The sequence below is a fragment of the Shinella sumterensis genome (genome assembly GCF_004514425.2).
Classification (GTDB): domain Bacteria; phylum Pseudomonadota; class Alphaproteobacteria; order Rhizobiales; family Rhizobiaceae; genus Shinella; species Shinella sumterensis.
In genome coordinates, this window is the sequence record NZ_MYFN02000004.1 from 43,319 (window position 1) to 60,502 (window position 17,184).

A 17,184-nucleotide genomic window follows, 5' to 3' on the forward strand; every position below is an offset into this window, starting at 1 on the left:
TAAGAATACTCGTTTCCCTGCCCGCATTCAATATGCGAGAATTTAAGTTATGCAAGAAATATCAGGTAAATGTGAGAATTTTAAAAGGAATATACCGATGATCTCGGTCAAAATTGCAATCAGTTTTTTTAATTCAAAAATGCGCGACCTGGTGCGTCGATTCAACAAGGAAAAGCAGCGGCGGCAGACACTGCGTTATCTCAAGCGAGACCTGAGTCGTCTTACTGAGCAACGTCTACGGGACATAGGCATCAACCCGGAGAACATTCCTCATCCGACGAAATGTGAAGTCGAGTTTTGAAATCAGGCCCCAACGGCTTCTGCGGCCCCGATAACTGGGCATTCTCCGTTTAACCGGAGCCATGGTAGCCGCAATTTCAGGCATGGTGGCATTTACGACCTAATGCCGCAAACGTCCGGCCCCCAAACCGATCTCCCCCTTGTCGGGAGATGCTCACAAGCGCCGCCCATCAATGGGGAAATCGAGGAAAACGTGGCACCGGTTCCACTTATAGCCGCCGAGCCTTGACGTTTCTCCGGCCCGCATCCTATCTGCTGATATAACGGCAAACACGGGAAGAGGCGCGATGTCAGCCCATATCAGCGGCGCGGGACTGAAGCGGCAGGTGGTCTTCTGGATCATCGCGCTCATCGTCTTCGTGATCTTCCTCCTGATTTTCAGCGATATCCTGCTGCCCTTCATCGCGGGCATGGCGCTGGCCTATTTCCTCGATCCGGTGGCGGACCGGCTGGAGCGGCTCGGCCTCAGCCGCATGATGGCGACGGTCCTGATCCTCGTCGCCTTCGTCGTGCTCTTCGCGCTGTCGCTGATGATCATCATCCCGCTTCTGGCGACCCAGGCCGCCGATTTCCTGGAAAAGCTGCCGGCCTATGTCACGCAGCTCCAGCAGCTGGTCGCGAGCTTCAATCCCGATCTGCTGCCGAGCTGGATCAGCAGCCAGATGGACACGATCAAGCAGAGCTTCTCCTCCATCCTCGCGGAAGGCGCGGGTTTCCTCGGCACGGTCTTCAAGCAGCTGTGGAATTCCGGCATGGCGCTGGTCAACATCGTCTCGCTGCTGGTCATCACGCCCGTCGTCGCCTTCTATATGCTGCTCGACTGGGACCGCATGATCGAGAAGGTGGACAGCTGCGTGCCGCGCGACCATGTCGCCGATGTCCGCCAGATCGCGTCGGAAATGGACGCGGCGATCGCCGGCTTCGTGCGCGGGCAGGGCTCCATCTGCATCATCCTCGGCCTTTACTACGGTGTCGGCCTGTCCTTCGCCGGCCTGAACTTCGGCCTGCTGATCGGCCTTTTCGCCGGGATCATCAGCTTCATTCCCTATGTCGGCTCGCTGGTCGGGCTGGTTCTGGCCATCGGCGTGGCCGTCGTGCAGTTCTGGCCCGACTACTGGATGATCGCGCTCATCGCCGGCATCTTCTTCTCCGGCCAGTTCATCGAGGGCAATATCCTGCAGCCGAAGCTCGTGGGCTCGCGGGTCGGGCTGCACCCGGTCTGGCTGATGTTCGCGCTGGTCGCCTTCGGCGCGCTGTTCGGCTTCGTCGGGCTGATGATCGCCGTGCCGGCGGCGGCCGCCGTGGGCGTGCTTGTCCGCTTCGGCCTCAACCGCTACCTTGACAGCGACCTCTACTACGGCAGCAAGAAGCCCATTCTCCTGGAGGAGAGCCTGCCGCAGGAAAGCCTGCCGCGCGGTGAGTGAGACAGAGTACCCGGGTAGACGCATGACCTCGCGCAAGACTGCCGAACAGTTGCCGCTGGCCTTCGGGCACGATCCCGCCACGGGACGGGACGACCTGCTGGTCGCCGGCCCCGTCGACGCGGCCGTCGCCATGATCGATGCCTGGCCGCACTGGCCCGCGCCCGTCGTCGTCATCGCCGGTCCCGTCGGCTCGGGAAAATCCCATCTTGCCGCGATCTGGCGCGAGCGCAGCGGCGCACGCCTCATCGAAGCGATGCCGGGAACCGGCGCCGAAGAGGCTGCCGAACAGGGGCCCGTGCTCATCGAGGATGCCGACCGCGCCGGCTTCGACGACCGCACCCTGTTCCACATCATCAACAATGTGCGCCAGCACGGTCACACCCTGCTCATGACATCGCGGCTCTGGCCGATGTCCTGGGTCGTCGAGCTGCCGGACCTGCGCTCGCGCCTCAAGGCGGCGACCGTGGTGGAGATCGGCGAGCCCGACGACGAGCTTTTGTCGCAGGTCATCGTCAAGCTCTTCGCCGACCGCCAGCTCTTCGTCGACGACAGGCTGGTCGCCTATATCGTGGCGCGCATGGAGCGCTCGCTGGAGGCGGCGCAGACGCTGGTGGACCGGCTGGACCGGCTTGCCCTTGCCCGCGGCAGCCGCATCACCCGCCAGCTGGCGCAGGAGGTGCTGGGCGAGATGGTCGGCCCCGGTGATCTCGACGAATAGCATGGCCGGGTGCTGACACCCCCTCCGATCTGTCGGCCGCCTCTCCTTCTCCCCCACGGGGAGAAGGTGGCCCGAAGGGCCGGATGAGGGGGACTGCTCGACGTAACGCCCCCTCATCCCGCTGCCGCGACCTTCTCCCCGACGGGGAGAAGGGAGTATGACGGACCCGCACGATTCCATAGGCGAAGCGCCCGGTTGTCAGGGAGACGCCCTAACGAAGAAACGCCGCTTTCGGTGTCCACCGGCAACCTTTTCCATCGTCGCCGATTGACTGTCACAGTTCTGTCGTCAAACTGCGCTAAGCGCTTCGCGTTAAAGCAGAAATCGTTTCCGTCATGGATGGCGGCAGACAGGACGGACTTCTCATGGACACGGCGAACCCGGACCTTTCCCCCGAAAATCCCGTCGCGGATGCGCAGCCGGACGGCGCGAGCGTCGATGTCGAAGCGCTGATGGCGAGCCCGGAGCGCTTCATCAACCGGGAATTCTCCTGGCTCCAGTTCAACCGCCGCGTCCTTGAAGAAACCCTCAATACAGCCCATCCGCTGCTCGAGCGCGTGCGCTTCCTGTCGATCTCCGCGGCCAATCTCGACGAGTTCTTCATGGTGCGCGTCGCCGGCCTCGAAGGCCAGGTGCGGCAGGGTATCGCCATCCGCAGCCCCGACGGCAAGACCTCGGCCGAACAGCTCGACGACATCCTGAAGGAGATCGACAATCTCCAGATGGAGCAGCAGGCCTCGCTTGCCGTGCTCCAGCAGTATCTTGCCAAGGAAGACATCCTGATCGTGCGCCCGGTGGCGCTGACGAGCGACGACAAGGTCTGGCTCCAGCAGGAGTTCAACCAGTCGATCTTCCCGGTCCTGACCCCGCTGTCGATTGATCCGGCGCACCCGTTCCCGTTCATCCCCAACCTCGGCTTCTCCATCGGCCTCCAGCTGGAAAGCACGATGGGCAAGGAGCCGATGACGGCGCTGCTGCGCCTGCCGGTCGCGCTCGACCGCTTCATCCGCCTGCCGGATGCCGAGGGCGCCATCCGCTACATCACGCTGGAGGATGTGGTCGGGCTGTTCATCGGCCGGCTCTTCCCCGGTTACATCGTGCGCGGCTCGGGCACCTTCCGCATCATCAGAGACAGCGATATCGAGGTGGAGGAAGAGGCGGAAGATCTCGTGCGCTTCTTCGAGACCGCGCTCAAGCGCCGCCGCCGCGGATCGGTGATCCGCATCGAGACCGATTCCGAAATGCCGGAATCGCTGCGCCGCTTCGTGGTCGGCGAACTCAACGTGCCGGACAACCGCGTCGCCGTCCTGCCGGGCCTGCTTGCCCTCAACACGCTGTCGGAGATCACCAAGGCGCCGCGCAACGACCTGAGGTTCGAGCCCTACAATGCGCGATTTCCCGAACGCGTCCGAGAGCACGCCGGAGACTGCTTCGCCGCCATCCGCGAAAAGGACATGGTCGTCCACCACCCCTACGAAAGCTTCGACGTGGTGGTCCAGTTCCTTCTCCAGGCTGCGCGCGATCCTGACGTTCTGGCGATAAAGCAGACGCTCTACCGCACCTCCAACGACAGCCCCATCGTGCGCGCGCTGATCGATGCCGCCGAGGCCGGCAAGTCGGTGACGGCGCTGGTCGAGCTCAAGGCCCGCTTCGACGAGGAGGCGAACATCCGCTGGGCGCGCGACCTGGAACGCGCCGGCGTGCAGGTCGTCTTCGGCTTCATCGAATTGAAGACCCACGCCAAGATGTCGATGGTGGTGCGGCGCGAGGAGGGCAGGCTGCGCACCTATTGCCACCTCGGCACGGGCAACTACCACCCGGTCACGGCCAAGATCTACACGGACCTGTCCTTCTTCAGCTGCAACCCGACCATCGCCAACGACATGGCGAACATCTTCAACTTCATCACCGGCTATGGCGAACCCGAGGCCGGCATGAAGCTCGCCTTCTCGCCCTACACGCTGCGCCCGCGCATCCTGCGTCACATCGACGAGGAGATCGCGCATGCGAAGAACGGCGCGCCGGCGGCGATCTGGATGAAGATGAATTCTCTTGTAGACCCCGAGATCATCGATGCGCTTTACCGCGCCAGCCAGGCGGGCGTGGAAGTGGATCTGGTGGTGCGCGGCATCTGCTGCCTGCGCCCGCAGGTGCCGGGCCTCTCGGACAATATCCACGTCAAGTCCATCGTCGGCCGCTTCCTGGAGCATTCCCGCATCTTCTGCTTCGGCAACGGCCACGGGCTTCCCTCCGACAAGGCGCTGGTCTATATAGGCTCCGCGGATATGATGCCGCGCAACCTGGACCGGCGGGTCGAGACACTCGTGCCTCTGATCAACCGGACGGTGCATGAGCAGGTACTCTCGCAGATCATGCTGGGCAATCTCATCGACAACCAGCAGAGCTACGAGATTCTTCCCGACGGAACGTCCCGGCGCATGGAAGTGCAGCCCGGTGCCGAGCCGTTCAATGCTCAGCACTACTTCATGACCAACCCCAGCCTGTCCGGCCGGGGCGAGGCCCTGAAGTCCTCGGCACCGAAGGCGATCGCGGGCTGGCAAGGCCGCCGCAAGAAGTAAAACTGGATATGCATGGTCGAATCTGAAGCGCAGGGGCGGTTGCCTGGAATTGCCCCGGTCTCGGTCGTGGATATCGGTTCCAACTCGATTCGTCTTGTCATCTACGAGGGCATGAGCCGGTCGCCGGCCACGCTCTTCAACGAGAAGGTCATGTGCGGCCTCGGCAAGGGGCTGGCGCGGACCGGCCGCATGGACCAGGCGAGCGTCGACCGCGCGCTGGCGGCCCTTCATCGTTTCAAGGCCCTTTCCGTCCAGGCCCGCGCCACCACCATGTTCGCGCTGGCGACGGCGGCGGCGCGCGAGGCCGAGAACGGCCCCGATTTCATCCACCAGGCGGAAATGATCCTCGGCCGGAAGGTGCGCGTGCTGACCGGCGAGGAGGAGGCCTATTTCTCCGCGCTCGGCGTCATCAGCGGCTTCCATGATCCTGACGGCATCGTCGGCGACCTCGGCGGCGGCTCGCTGGAGCTGATCGATGTCGCGGGCGGCGCGATCGGCAAGGGCATCACGCTGCCGCTGGGCGGCATCCGGCTTTCGGAGGCCTCGGGTGGCTCGCCCGCGCAGGCGCGCATCGTCGCGCGCAAGTTCCTGCGCACCGCCAACCTCCTGAAGAACGGAGCCGGCCGCACCTTCTATGCCGTGGGCGGCACCTGGCGCGCCATCGGTGCCCTGCACATGGAAGTGCAGAACTATCCGCTCCACATGATCCAGGGCTACGAGCTGAGCTTTTCCGACGCCATGGATTTCCTGACCGACATCGTCACGGCCAAGGACCAGAAGGATCCGGCCTATGCGGCGATCTCCAAGAGCCGCCGCAACCTGCTGCCCTTCGGCGCCGTCGCGCTTCAGGAGACAATCGCGATCATGAAGCCGTCGCGGGTCCTCTTCTCCGCGCAGGGCGTGCGCGAGGGCTATCTCTATTCGCTGCTGCCGGAACGCGAGAAGGCGCGCGATCCGCTGCTGGCCGCCGCCGGCGAACTCGCGATCCTGCGCGCCCGCTCGCCCGAACATGCCCGCGAGCTTGCCGAATGGACCGGCCGCGCGATGCCGCTGTTCGGCGTGACGGAGACTGAGGAGGAGCGGCGCTATCGCGAGGCGGCCTGCCTGCTGGCCGATATCAGCTGGCGCGCCCATCCCGATTATCGCGGGCTTCAGGCACTGAACCTCATCGCGCACGGCACGTTCATCGGCATCACCCATCCCGGCCGCGCCTTCATCGCGCTGACGAACTACTACCGCTTCGAGGGCCTGAACGACGATACGGTCAGCAGTTCGCTCGCCTCCATCGCCACGCCGCGCCTGCGCGAACTCGCCAAGCTGGTGGGCGGCCTCTTGCGCGTCGTCTATCCGTTCTCGGCCTCCATGCCCGGCGTCGTGCCGCATCTCGCCTTCCGCAAGTCGAGCACGCCCGATGTCGATCTCGAGCTGATCGTGCCGCCGGAACATGCGGAACTCGCCGGCGAACGGCTTGATGCGCGCCTCCAGCAGCTTGCGCGGCTCACCGGCAAGAAGCTTGCCTACAGGTTCCTGTGAGGCCGACCATGCGTATGACGAGCTTTCTCATCGGCCTTTTCCTTGCCACCGGCGCCATGGCGCAGGACTGGCAGGCGGTGGAGCGTGTCGAACCCTATTCGGTGCAGGGTGCGACGGGTCTCGACATCTACCGCTCCATCGGCGAGCGCGGCCCGAAACTCGGCGTGGCCCGTGTCATCGCCCATACCGGCTTCAAGCTGACCTGGACGCGCGAATACGAGCGGCAGGGCAATGCCTGCGTCATCACGGTCAACAAGCCGAAGCTCATCATCACCTACACGCTGCCGCAGCTGAAGACCAAGCTTTCCGAGCCGATGAAGAGCCGCTGGGACACCTTCATCGCCGGCGTAACCGCGCATGAGAAAATCCATGGCGACTTCATCAAGGACATGGTGAAGGAGATCGAGGCGATGAGCGTGGGCATGCGCGTCGAGGACGATCCGGCCTGCAAGAAGATCCGCCCCGCGCTCCAGGCCCGCCTCGGCGAGCTCTCGCAGGCCCAGCGCGCCCGCAGCCGCGATTTCGACAAGGTCGAAATGAGCGAGGGCGGCAATGTCCACCAGCTGATCCTGCAGTTTGTCGATCCGCGGTAACTAACTGAACCGACCTCTCCCTCGTCATCCTCGGGCTCGACCCGAGGATGACGAAGGAGAGGTGTTCAAAGCCAGACGGCGGCGATGGGAAGGCCGCCGCCTGGCATAACCGGTTCGCGCAGCCTCACTCTGCCTTCAAGAACGCGCCCGCTTCCAGCAGCACGAATTCGTTGTCGTCGGCCTTGTCGAGCGCGCGACCGGCCGAGAAGGGCAGGTTGTTGTCGTTGCCGACGATGATGTGCGTGTCGTCCACGCGGTCGACATTCTCGATGGTCACGAACGGCATGTCATAGAAGCCGTCGCCGCCGCCCTGGCGCTTCCTGTTATCGGGATCGGCGATCTTCAGGAGGTCGATATAGCCGATCTTGCGCACGGCCTTGCCGGCATTGTCGTCCGTCATGGATATCTTGTAGATGCGCTTGACCTTGGAAGGCGTGGCGAAGCAGTCCGGCTTCGGGTCCTTCGCATCGGCGCAGGCCCTGTCGGCCGTGCCCGCGCCGTTGTCGCGCTCGATCACCAGTGCCGTCGTCGCGTCCAGCATGTTGAAATCGCCGATGGCCTCGCCGCCTTCGGCCAGCGGATAGAGCCAGCTGCGGCCCGTCCAGGCCTTGGATGCGACGTCGAGCTCGATGATGCGCAGCGCCGGGCGGCCGTCGGCCTGCTCGACGGTGGCATTGTCGCGCCAGATCGGGCCTTCGAGCAGGCCGTAGAGCTTCGAGCCGTCCTTCGACAGGGCCAGACCCTCGTAGCCGCCGGAGCGCTTGAGGTTGAAGGCCGGCATCGCCTTGGACGGATCGGCCTGCACGGCAAGCGCCGGATTGTCGGGGGAGGCCACCGGCTTGCCGTCGACCGCGGTGGCGATGACGTCGGTCAGCCGGCCCTCAAGGTCGAATTTCAGGATATAGGGGCCGAATTCCTCGCCGATCCAGAAACCGTCCGCGACGGGCTGGATGGATTCGACATCGAAATCGGCGCCGGTGAGGTAGCGCTTGGCCGCACCTTCCATCACGATGGGGAAGGGCGCCTTCCTGTCCGGGTCGGACAGGAAGAGCGTCGTGATCGGCTCCATCGTGCCCTTGTCCCAGTCGAAACGCACATGATGCAGCATCAGCATGGCGTCGGAAGAATTCAGCTTGGTGCCGAAGCCGTTGTCCGAAAGCGTCCAGAACGTGCCGTCTTCCATGGCCTTGATGCCGGAGAAGCCCTGCATCGGCTGGCCGGCGAAGGGCAGGGCGAGGCCGGTCTCGCGCACGCCATCCTTGCCCATGACCGTGGCGAGCGCTTCCGTGCGCTTGCGGTCGGCGGTGGTGAACTTGCCCGAGGTCTTCAGGTAATCGGCCGCGTCATCGGGGGCCGCGAGGATCGTGTTGGCCGGAAGGATCGCATGCGCCTTCAGCGTGGCGGTAAATTCGGTCTCCGCGGCAAATGCGGTCGTGGTCATCAGCAACGAAAGGGCAGCGGTCGTGAAAAGGTGCCTGGTCATCATCATCCCCATGGGTTTGCAAAGCGACGCCAGTTGATAGGCATCGCGCATGACCGCTGCTTGACAGTTGCTTGTCGCTTTCGTGACGGAGTGTGGATCAGGCGCGCCCTGCGGCAAGTGCCGCGAAGCGGCCGGGCGTCATGCCGTGCGCCTTCTTGAAGTGGCGGCTGAGATGGGCCTGGTCGGCGAAGCCGCTGGCGAAGGCGGCCTCCGCGAGGCTCTCGCCCGCGGTGATCAGGGCGCGGGCGCATTCCAGGCGGCGCATGACGAGATAACGATGCGGGCTGGTGCCGAGCACCCGCCGGAACTGCCGGGCAAGTGCAAAGCGGTCGAGGCCGGTCACCTCTTCGAGGTCTTGAGCGCTGACCTGCCGGACGATGTTTTCCCGCAGGAAGGCGCAGGCCCGCAGCACCTCTTGCTGTGCGAGCCGTTCCGCCCGGGCCTTCGGCGCGCCAGCATGGTCGAGCAAGGCGGTGGCGATCTCCGCCATGAGCTCGTCGAACTTCAGCTGTTCGAACGCTTCTCCCATGCTGCCGAAGGCCTCAAAGAGCAGCCGCGCCAGCCCGACATCGTCGACGACGGGGCTTGCCACGAAGGGCAGGGCGCGGCCGCGCGCGGCCGTCGCCGGCAGGAACCGTTCCGGCGGGATGTACATCATGCGGTAGGTCAGCCCGTCATCCGTGCCGGCCGCGCCGTCGTGCAACTCGTCGGGATGCAGCACGATGACATTGCCGGGCGGGCTGAACCGCGACGCGCCGCGATAGCGGAAGGTCTGGATGCCGGCCATGGTGACGCCCAGCGCATAGGTATCGTGCCGGTGCAGGTCGAAGCCCTTGCCGCGGAATCGCGCCTCGATCCGCTCGATGCCGGCAAGCTCGGGGGCCACGACGATGCGGTCCTTGTCCCTGTCCGTGCACGAACGTTCAAGCGGGCCCTCGACCGCGCCTGCTATCGCATTGTCAGCGGAATGGTCCGCAGCCTTTTCCCGGGAGTATATTCGAATGTTCGATACCAAGTTCGCCGTCGTGCTGCGCGAGGATCTGGAGGTGTGGCAGAAGCTCAATGTCACCGCGTTCCTGTCGAGCGGCATCATCGGCCAGAAGCCGGACCTGATCGGCGAAGCTTATCGCGATGCGGCCGGCCATGTCTATAACGCGCTCAGCGTGCAGCCGATCATCGTCCTGTCGGCCGACGGTGCGACGCTGTCGAAGATCCATGCCCGCGCGCTCGAACGGGCGGTGCCCACGTCCGTCTATATCGAGGAGATGTTCTCGACCGGCCATGACGAAGCCAATCGCGCGGTCTTCGCGACGTTCGGCCCTGACGATGCCAAGATCGTCGGCATCGCGATGCACGCCGACAGGAAGACCGTGGACCGCATCACCAAGGGCGCCCGGCTGCATGCGTGAGGCTTAAAGCTCGACGGCCTCGATCTTCTTGTCGACGAAGCGCAGCGCGACCTTGCCGCCGATAAGGTTGAGGGCAGTCTCGCCGAAGAGTTCGCGGCGCCAGCCGGAAAGGGCGGCGACTTCGGCAGCCTCGCCCTCGATGGCGATCTTTTCGAGATCGTCGGAATTGGCGATGATCTTGGCCGCGACGCCTTCCTTTTCGGAGACGATCTTGAGCAGCACCTTCAGCATCTCGCTGGCCGAGGCCGCACCTTCGGGCACATGGTTCTGGCGCGGCAGGCGGGGCAGGTCGGTCTTGGGGATGGCGAGCGCCTCGCCGATGGCCTCCAGCAGTGCGGCGCCCGACTGTGAGCGCTCCCACCCCTTGGGGATGGTGCGCAGGCGTGCCAGCGCCTCGGCATCGGCCGGCTGCTGCTGGGCGATCTCGTAGATCGTGTCGTCCTTGAGGATGCGCGAGCGCGGCACGTTGCGGCTGCGCGCCTCGCGTTCGCGCCAGGCGGCCACCTTCTGCAGCACGGCCAGCTCCACCGGCTTCTTGACGCGCATCTTGAGGCGGCGCCAGGCATCGTCGGGATGCAGGTCATAGGTCTCGCGCGATTCCAGCACGGCCATTTCTTCCGTCAGCCACAGCGAGCGGCCGGCGATTTCCAGCTTTTCCTTGAGCGCCAGATAGACGTCGCGCAGGTGGGTGACGTCGGCCAGCGCATATTCGAGCTGCTTTTCGGTGAGCGGCCGGCGGCTCCAGTCGGTGAAGCGCGAGGACTTGTCGATATGCACGCCCTTGATCTTCTGCACGAGCTGGTCGTAGGACACGCTGTCGCCGAAGCCGCAGACCATGGCCGCGACCTGCGTGTCGAAGATCGGATGCGGCAGCAGGTTGCCGCGGTTGAAGATGATCTCGATGTCCTGCCGTGCAGCGTGGAACACCTTCAGCACATCGGGATTGGCCATCAGTTCGAAGAAGGGCGCAAGGTCCAGGCCCTTGGCCAGCGGATCGACGATGACCTCGGTCTCCGGACCGGCAAGCTGGATCAGGCAAAGCTCCGGCCAGAACGTCGTCTCCCGCAGGAACTCCGTGTCGATCGTCAGATACTCGGAACGGGCGAGCGTCTCACAGGCGTCGCGAAGGGCTGCGGTTGTCTCGATGATCTGCATAAGGACTTGGCCGGCTTTCTCGATTTTTTGGATCGGGCAGCTTTAGACGTTCCACGGTTTTGCCACAATCGAAAACTTGAGCACGGGTGCCCGTGCCCCAACCACCATCGTCATGCGGGCGTGGATGCTCGGGTCAAGCCCGAGCATGACGGAGGAGAGGTTATGCCACCCGCACATAGCTCGTCATGCCGGTCTTCTGGTGCTCGATGATGTGGCAGTGGAACACCCAGTCGCCGGGATTGTCGGCAACCAGCGCGAGCTGCACCTTCTCGTCCGGCAGGATGAGATAGGTGTCGGAGAAATGCGGGCGAAGCGCCTGCTTGTTGGAGTTGATCGGCTTGAAGGCGAGGCCGTGCAGGTGGAGCGGGTGCACCTGCGGCGTCGGGTTCTCGACATTGAAGATATAGGTCCTGCCCGCCTTCATCTCGGGCCCACGGCACCTTGTTGATGGCCCAGAAATTGTAGCCGAGCGAGCCGCAGATGCCGTCCTTCGGGCGCTCTTCCGCCGAGGCCGACAGGATGAACGGAATTTCCGTCGCCGCCGAAAGGTCGGGTTCGGACAGGGGGTTGGCGGCCAGCGCCGGCAGATCCTGGAGATTGCGCTTCAGCGATGCGCCGGTGGCGCGGAAGGTGACGAGCGTCGTGGGCTTGGTGCCGCGCAGGTCCATCAGCGCAGCGATGGCGCCCTCGGTCTCGGGCATACGCAGCGCGAGGTCCAGTCGCTGGCCGGGGCCGATCATCAGGTGATCGAGCGCAAAACGGTCTGCCGCGGGATTGCCGTCGGCGGCGATGACGAGGGCGTCCGCGCCATCCACATTGAGAGTGAGGATGCGGGTGACGTCGGTGGCGGCGATGCGCAGCCGCACGAGCCCGCCGGCCGGCGCATCGTATTGCGGCGTCTGGCGCCAGTTGGCGGTGCGCACCGTGCCGAAGGTGCCGGCGCGGGCGGCATCGCGCGGCTTGAACTGCGCGATGAACTGCCCGTCGCCGCCCAGCCGCCAGTCGCGCAGGTTGAGCACGATCTCGGCGTCGAAGACGGGATCGGCGGGGTCCTCCACCACGATCACGCCGGCAAGGCCGCGGCCCATCTGCTCCAGCGTGTTGCAATGGGGATGATACCAGAAGGTGCCGGCATCGGGCGGCGTGAAGGCATAGTCGAAACCGTCGCCGCCATAGACATAGGGCTGCGTGAGGAAGGGCACGCCGTCCATCCTGTTGTCGATGCGCAGCCCGTGCCAGTGCACGGTCGTCGGCTCGTCCAGCCCGTTTTCGAGGCGCAGCGCGAAGGGTACGCCCCGGCGCATGCGCAGCACCGGCGGCACCTCGGCGCCGCCATAGGTCATGGCCGCCCTGGTCGGCCCCTTGTCCGTGATCAGCGCATCGGTGCGGCGGGTCAGAAGCGTGGTTGCCGCCTTGGCGCTCGCCGGCTTGCCGAGCTGGCCGGCAAGGCCCATGCCGCCCGCATAGGCGCCGGCGACGAGTGCGCCCTTCATCAGCGTGCGGCGTGTCAGCATGGCGGTTCCCTCGGTAACGTTCAGCGCAACCCCTCATCCGCCTGCCGGCACCTTCTCCCCGAGGGGAGAAGCGATGTGCCGCAGCGTTTCCGTTTCCCTCTCCCCTCGGGGAGAGGTCCGCCGAGCGAAGCGGAGGCGGGGTGAGGGGGCGACGCGAAATGCCTTATCCTTCTAAACCTGAGCGCATATCTCAGCAATAACCTGCGCGCGATCAGATTGCCGCAGGCTCAGGGCTTGGTGTCGCGCTCCTTTTCCGGGGCGGCCAGCTTGTTGAAGAAGAAGGAGGTGCGCAGCAGGTTGCGGAAGCGGCTGCGGCGCGCGCCCGTCGGCACGCCCGGCCGCGCGCTGATGCGCAGCGCCGTATAGCCCATGAAGGCAAAGAGGATGATGGCGGTGTAGAGGAACAGCGCCTGCGGCCCGAAGAACTGCAGCAGCACGGACGCAAAGAGCGGCCCGATGATCGCGCCGCAGGACCAGAAGAACAGCATGCCGGCCGAAACCAGCGCATGCTCGCCTTCGCCGGCATGATCGTTGGCGTGGGCCGAGCAGAGCGAATAGAGCGGCATGGCGAAGGCGCCGAAGACGAAGATGCCGACGAGGTTCTTCCATTCGTTGCCGCCGGCGAAGAAGGCGAGATAGAGCGCGGCAAGCGTCGAGCCCAGCGTGGCGACGAGGATGATCAGGCGCCGGTCGAGCCGGTCGGAATAGATGCCGAGCGGATATTGCAGCACCACGCCGCCGACGATGCCCGCGCTCATGAAGCTCGCGATGGCCGTCACCGAAAGCCCGATGTCGTGGGCATAGATCGGCCCGAGATTGCGGAAGGCCGCATTGGTCAGGCCCACGACGATGCAGCCGACGGTGGCGAGCGGCGAGATGTTCCACAGCTTCTTCACGTCGAAGCGGATCGCCTCCGGCACGGTGGGGCTGGAGCGGTCGGCAAGCGAGATCGGCACGAGCGACAGCGACAGCGCCATGGCGATGAAGGCGAAGATCTCGAACCCGCCGATGCCGAAGCCGGGGATGACATATTGCGCTGCCGTCACCGAGCCGAGGTCGACCAGGCGGTAGACGGAGAGCGTGCGCGCCCGGTTGGAATTGGTGACGGCGGCGTTCAGCCAGCTTTCGACGGTGGCGAAGAGGCTGGCAAAGCAGATGCCGGCGACGAGCCGCATGGCGAACCAGAAGACGGGATCGATGACCAGCACCATGGCGATGGCCGAGGCGGACGCGATGGCCGCCATGGCGGAGAAGGTGCGGATATGGCCGATGGCCCGCAGCACGCGCGTCACGTAGATGCAGCCGATGGCAAAGCCGATGCTGTAGCCCGCGCCGACGATGCCGATCACCGAGGTCGAGAAGCCTTCATTGGCCGCGCGCAACGCGATGAACGTGCCCTGCAACCCATTGCCGCCGATCAGGATGCCGGCGGTGATAAGAAGCGGAATCAGGGGGCGAATCGTGGACATGCGCCCACTATGGCGAAGCTTTCACGGAAAGGCAGGCGGGAAAGCGAAACGGGGTGCAAATCGTTTGGGTTGTGGGTGGTGGCCACAACCGAGAACGCCCCGAACCGCCTCAGCCCAGCAGTTCGTCCATCATGCGCAAGTGGTCGGGCACCAGCGGCTTTTCGAAATAGCTCTTGACGAAATCGTACTGCATGGCCCGCTCGCGGTCCTTGCCGAGACGCGAACTGGTCAACATGGCGACGATGGGGGCATGGACCTCGAATTCCTCCGCGTAACGGTCCAGGAACTCGAAGCCGTTCATCACGGGCATGTTGATGTCGAGGATGATGGCATCGGGCGTGTCGCCGCGCAGCACGTCGAGCGCTTCCGCGCCGTCGAAGGCCTTCAGCACATGGATGGCCGGGTCGTATTTGCGGATCGTGTACTCGCAGATGAACTGATCGTTCTCGTCGTCATCGACGACCAGGATCGACTGGATTTTCATGTTTTTCCTCGACGGGAAGCTCGATGATGAACCGGCTGCCCTTGTCCCTTGCCTCGTAAAGCGCGCTGCCGCCGAGCGATTCCGCGCTTTTCCTCAATATATAAAGGCCAAGCCCGCTGCCGAAGGACCGGTTGGGGTGCAGCCGTTTGAACATCCTGAACAATAAATGGCGGCTGGCGGGCGGAACGCCCAGACCGTTGTCCTCCACCGACAGTCGTATCCCGCCGGCGGAGCGGAGGACGCGGATATCGATCCTCGGCTGCGCCTCCTGCGGATCGTGATACTTGATCGCGTTGGAGAGCATGTTGCCGACGATGACGTCGAATTTCGATGGATTGCTAATAATTGTCAATTCTGCGGGGATGTGATTTTCGATGTGGATGCGCCTGAATTCCTCCAGGTGAGAGAGCGAATCCACGGCATCGGAGACGGCGGCACGCAGCGCGATCGGGCGTTTTTCCTCCTCCATCAGGCGGTTGCGCGTGATGGTGATGATGTTCTGGATGAGGTGGTCGAGCCGGCCGAAATTCTTCTCCATGCGCTGGAGCGTCTGGCCGAGCCCCTTGAGGTCGCCGTCGGCCAGCATCATGCGCGAAATGTTGAGCAGGCCCATCGACGAGGCGATCGGCGAGCGCAGGTCGTGCGAGGTGCGATAGGCGAATTCCTCGAGCTCGGCATTGGCTTCGATCAGCGCGTGCTCGCTCTCCTTCCGGTCCGAAATGTCGCGCACGATGCCGCTATAGACCGTCGAGCCGTGGCGATCGATGCGGGCGACCGCCAGGTCGAGCGGGAAGACCTCGCCGTTCTTGCGCCGGCCCTCCGCCTCGCGGCCGATGCCGATGACCTTGGCCTCGCCGCTGCGCTGGTAGTTGGCGATATAGCGGTCGTGCTCGCGGTGGTAGGGATCGGGCATCAGCATCTTGACGTTCTGGCCGATCATCTCGTCGGGATCGTAGCCGAAGATGCGCGTGCAGGCCGCGTTGACCTTGAGGATGGTGCCGCGGTCGTCGATCAGGATGATGCCGTCCACGGCATTGTCGATGATGGCGGCAAGCTGAGCGCGGCTTTCGGCGAGGTCGTCCGCCATGCCGCGTGCCCGGCTCGACGAAAAATAGAGATGCGCGACCAGCCCGCCATAGAGGAGGCCGGAGATCACGATGAGCGAGGTGAGCGTGGAGCGCGCATTGCCGGTATCCGCCGTAAACGTGATGCCGAAGGCGACCTCGTAGCGGGCCAGCTCGTAATAGGCCATCGCCAGCAGCACGAGATAGGTGGAAAGGCCCAGGATGCTGGCGAGGGTGGAGCGATGGAAGCCGGTCTCCTCGGTCTCGACGAAAACGATGGAAATGCCGAGCGCGATGAAGCAGCTGGCGCTCGGGATGGACATGCGCGTGAAGCGGATCCAGTCATGCGCGATATCGAGCGCGATCGCATAGCCGATGAGGGCCGCGGCGGCGATGATGATGGCCGAGAGCCCGAGCACGACCTGCACGGCGTCGGTCTTGCGCCTGATGACGCGCAGCAGCAGCGCCAGGCTGACGAGAATGAAGCAGAGGGCGGTGTTCGGCGCGATGCGGCCCGGCCGGCTGGTGCCGATGTCTACGAAGGGCGTGTTCAGGAGCGTGTCGATGCCGATATCGATCGCAAGGACGTGCTGCGACAGGGCCAGCACGCCATAGGTCAGGACCACCGCCAACATCAGCGCGGGCAGCGTCCGCAAACCGCGCGAGGTGAAGAGGACGGCGGCACCGGTCATGGCGGCCGCGAGAGCCGCATTGAACTTCATGCCGAGAAGGGCGGGCAGGCGGGCGGCAAGAGCGGCCGGCTCCGCGAGCCAGAACGTCATCATGCCCATGCCGACGACGAGGCACCAGGTGCCCGCCGCAATGTTTGCCCGTTGCCAGGACCACTGCCAGTTCAATCGTTCCCCCAGACGCGGTTCTGATCCGCCGCGTGGCGCACTCTAGCGGGAAGGGCCGGCCGGCTAAAGGTCTGCGGATGAAGGAACTGGGGAAAGGCCGGTCAGGCGGCCGTATCGTGTCGCGCGGCGGCTTCCAGCCGTGCGGTGAGCTGTTGCAGCTCCCCCGTCAGCGACCGCACGCTCTCCACGGTGCAGCCCGTCGCCTGGCGGATCGCCTTGAGGATGCCGATGGCCGAACCCTGCATCGCCTTGCCCTTGTCCGTGAGGGTGATCAGCACCTGCCGCTCGTCGGCCTTGTCGCGGGCGCGGCGGATATGGCCCGCCGCCTCCAGCCGCTTGAGGAGCGGCGAGAGCGTGCCGGAATCGAGCCCGAGCGTCTCGCCCAGCGCCTTGACCGTGCGGCCGTCCTCCTCCCACAGCGCCATAAGCACGATATATTGCGGATAGGTGAGGCCGTAGGGATCGAGCAGCGGCTTGTAGGTGCGGTTCATGGCATGCGCCGCGGAATAGACGGCAAAGCAGAGCTGCTGGTCGAGGGCCAGCGCGCCCGGCGGAATGTCGTTGGTCTCGGCTTCGTCACGTTTGTCTGTCATGGTGCCATT

13 protein-coding genes and 2 pseudogenes are annotated in these 17,184 nt (G+C 64.6%); 7 read left to right on the plus strand and 8 right to left on the minus strand.

Features of this window, described 5'->3' with window-relative positions:
* The first annotated feature begins 97 nt into the window (after positions 1 to 97).
* From B5M41_RS09145 to B5M41_RS09170, 6 genes and pseudogenes are all read left to right on the plus strand, one after another.
* Positions 98 to 301, plus strand: a complete 204-nt coding sequence (locus B5M41_RS09145) for a DUF1127 domain-containing protein (protein ID WP_167718894.1) — start codon at positions 98 to 100, stop codon at positions 299 to 301.
* Positions 302 to 587: 286 nt separating this feature from the next.
* Complete coding sequence (locus B5M41_RS09150; protein ID WP_134647722.1) at positions 588 to 1,724, plus strand: AI-2E family transporter; 1,137 nt, start codon at positions 588 to 590, stop codon at positions 1,722 to 1,724.
* A 22-nt stretch (positions 1,725 to 1,746) separates the two neighbouring features.
* Entirely contained in the window at positions 1,747 to 2,442 is a 696-nt protein-coding gene (hdaA, locus tag B5M41_RS09155; RefSeq protein ID WP_134647720.1) for a DnaA regulatory inactivator HdaA, read from the plus strand.
* Between the two features lie 449 nt (positions 2,443 to 2,891).
* Positions 2,892 to 5,021: pseudogene (locus B5M41_RS09160) on the plus strand (RNA degradosome polyphosphate kinase); the annotation flags it as partial.
* 12 nt (positions 5,022 to 5,033) lie between these two features.
* Entirely contained in the window at positions 5,034 to 6,554 is a 1,521-nt protein-coding gene (gene ppx / locus B5M41_RS09165; RefSeq protein ID WP_134647716.1) for an exopolyphosphatase, read from the plus strand.
* An 8-nt stretch (positions 6,555 to 6,562) separates the two neighbouring features.
* Entirely contained in the window at positions 6,563 to 7,147 is a 585-nt protein-coding gene (locus tag B5M41_RS09170; protein WP_134647714.1) for a DUF922 domain-containing Zn-dependent protease, read from the plus strand.
* Positions 7,148 to 7,271: 124 nt separating this feature from the next.
* Here B5M41_RS09170 and B5M41_RS09175 read toward each other — a convergent pair whose 3' ends face one another.
* Together B5M41_RS09175 and B5M41_RS09180 are read right to left on the minus strand one after the other, a co-directional pair.
* Complete coding sequence (locus tag B5M41_RS09175) at positions 7,272 to 8,630, minus strand: esterase-like activity of phytase family protein (protein ID WP_134647712.1); 1,359 nt, start codon at positions 8,628 to 8,630, stop codon at positions 7,272 to 7,274.
* Between the two features lie 97 nt (positions 8,631 to 8,727).
* Positions 8,728 to 9,645 (minus strand): AraC family transcriptional regulator, encoded by a 918-nt coding sequence (locus tag B5M41_RS09180; RefSeq protein WP_230640033.1) that lies wholly within the window; start codon positions 9,643 to 9,645, stop codon positions 8,728 to 8,730.
* On the opposite strand from B5M41_RS09180, the gene B5M41_RS09185 reads away from it, so the two are divergent.
* On the plus strand, positions 9,632 to 10,039 hold the full coding sequence (locus B5M41_RS09185; RefSeq protein WP_134647710.1) for a DUF2000 family protein: 408 nt from the start codon (positions 9,632 to 9,634) through the stop codon (positions 10,037 to 10,039). The genes B5M41_RS09180 and B5M41_RS09185 overlap by 14 nt on opposite strands.
* Before the next feature lie 3 nt (positions 10,040 to 10,042).
* Here the strand turns inward: B5M41_RS09185 and rnd are convergent, their stop codons facing one another.
* The 6 genes and pseudogenes from rnd to B5M41_RS09215 all read right to left on the minus strand — a co-directional run bounded on the left by rnd (position 10,043) and on the right by B5M41_RS09215 (position 17,175).
* Positions 10,043 to 11,188 carry a ribonuclease D gene (gene rnd / locus B5M41_RS09190; RefSeq protein ID WP_134647780.1) on the minus strand — a complete coding sequence of 382 codons (1,146 nt, stop codon included), beginning with the start codon at positions 11,186 to 11,188 and terminating at the stop codon, positions 10,043 to 10,045.
* A gap of 166 nt (positions 11,189 to 11,354) precedes the next feature.
* Positions 11,355 to 12,708, minus strand: a pseudogene (locus B5M41_RS09195) (multicopper oxidase family protein).
* 227 nt (positions 12,709 to 12,935) lie between these two features.
* Positions 12,936 to 14,177 carry an MFS transporter gene (locus B5M41_RS09200; RefSeq protein WP_134647706.1) on the minus strand — a complete coding sequence of 414 codons (1,242 nt, stop codon included), beginning with the start codon at positions 14,175 to 14,177 and terminating at the stop codon, positions 12,936 to 12,938.
* 109 nt (positions 14,178 to 14,286) lie between these two features.
* Positions 14,287 to 14,661, minus strand: a complete 375-nt coding sequence (locus B5M41_RS09205) for a response regulator (protein ID WP_134647704.1) — start codon at positions 14,659 to 14,661, stop codon at positions 14,287 to 14,289.
* Positions 14,630 to 16,582, minus strand: coding sequence for a sensor histidine kinase (locus B5M41_RS09210; RefSeq protein WP_134647702.1), 1,953 nt, complete (start codon positions 16,580 to 16,582; stop codon positions 14,630 to 14,632). The genes B5M41_RS09205 and B5M41_RS09210 overlap by 32 nt, the downstream gene beginning before the upstream one ends.
* A gap of 101 nt (positions 16,583 to 16,683) precedes the next feature.
* Positions 16,684 to 17,175 carry a MarR family winged helix-turn-helix transcriptional regulator gene (locus tag B5M41_RS09215; RefSeq protein ID WP_134647700.1) on the minus strand — a complete coding sequence of 164 codons (492 nt, stop codon included), beginning with the start codon at positions 17,173 to 17,175 and terminating at the stop codon, positions 16,684 to 16,686.
* Positions 17,176 to 17,184 lie beyond the last annotated feature (9 nt).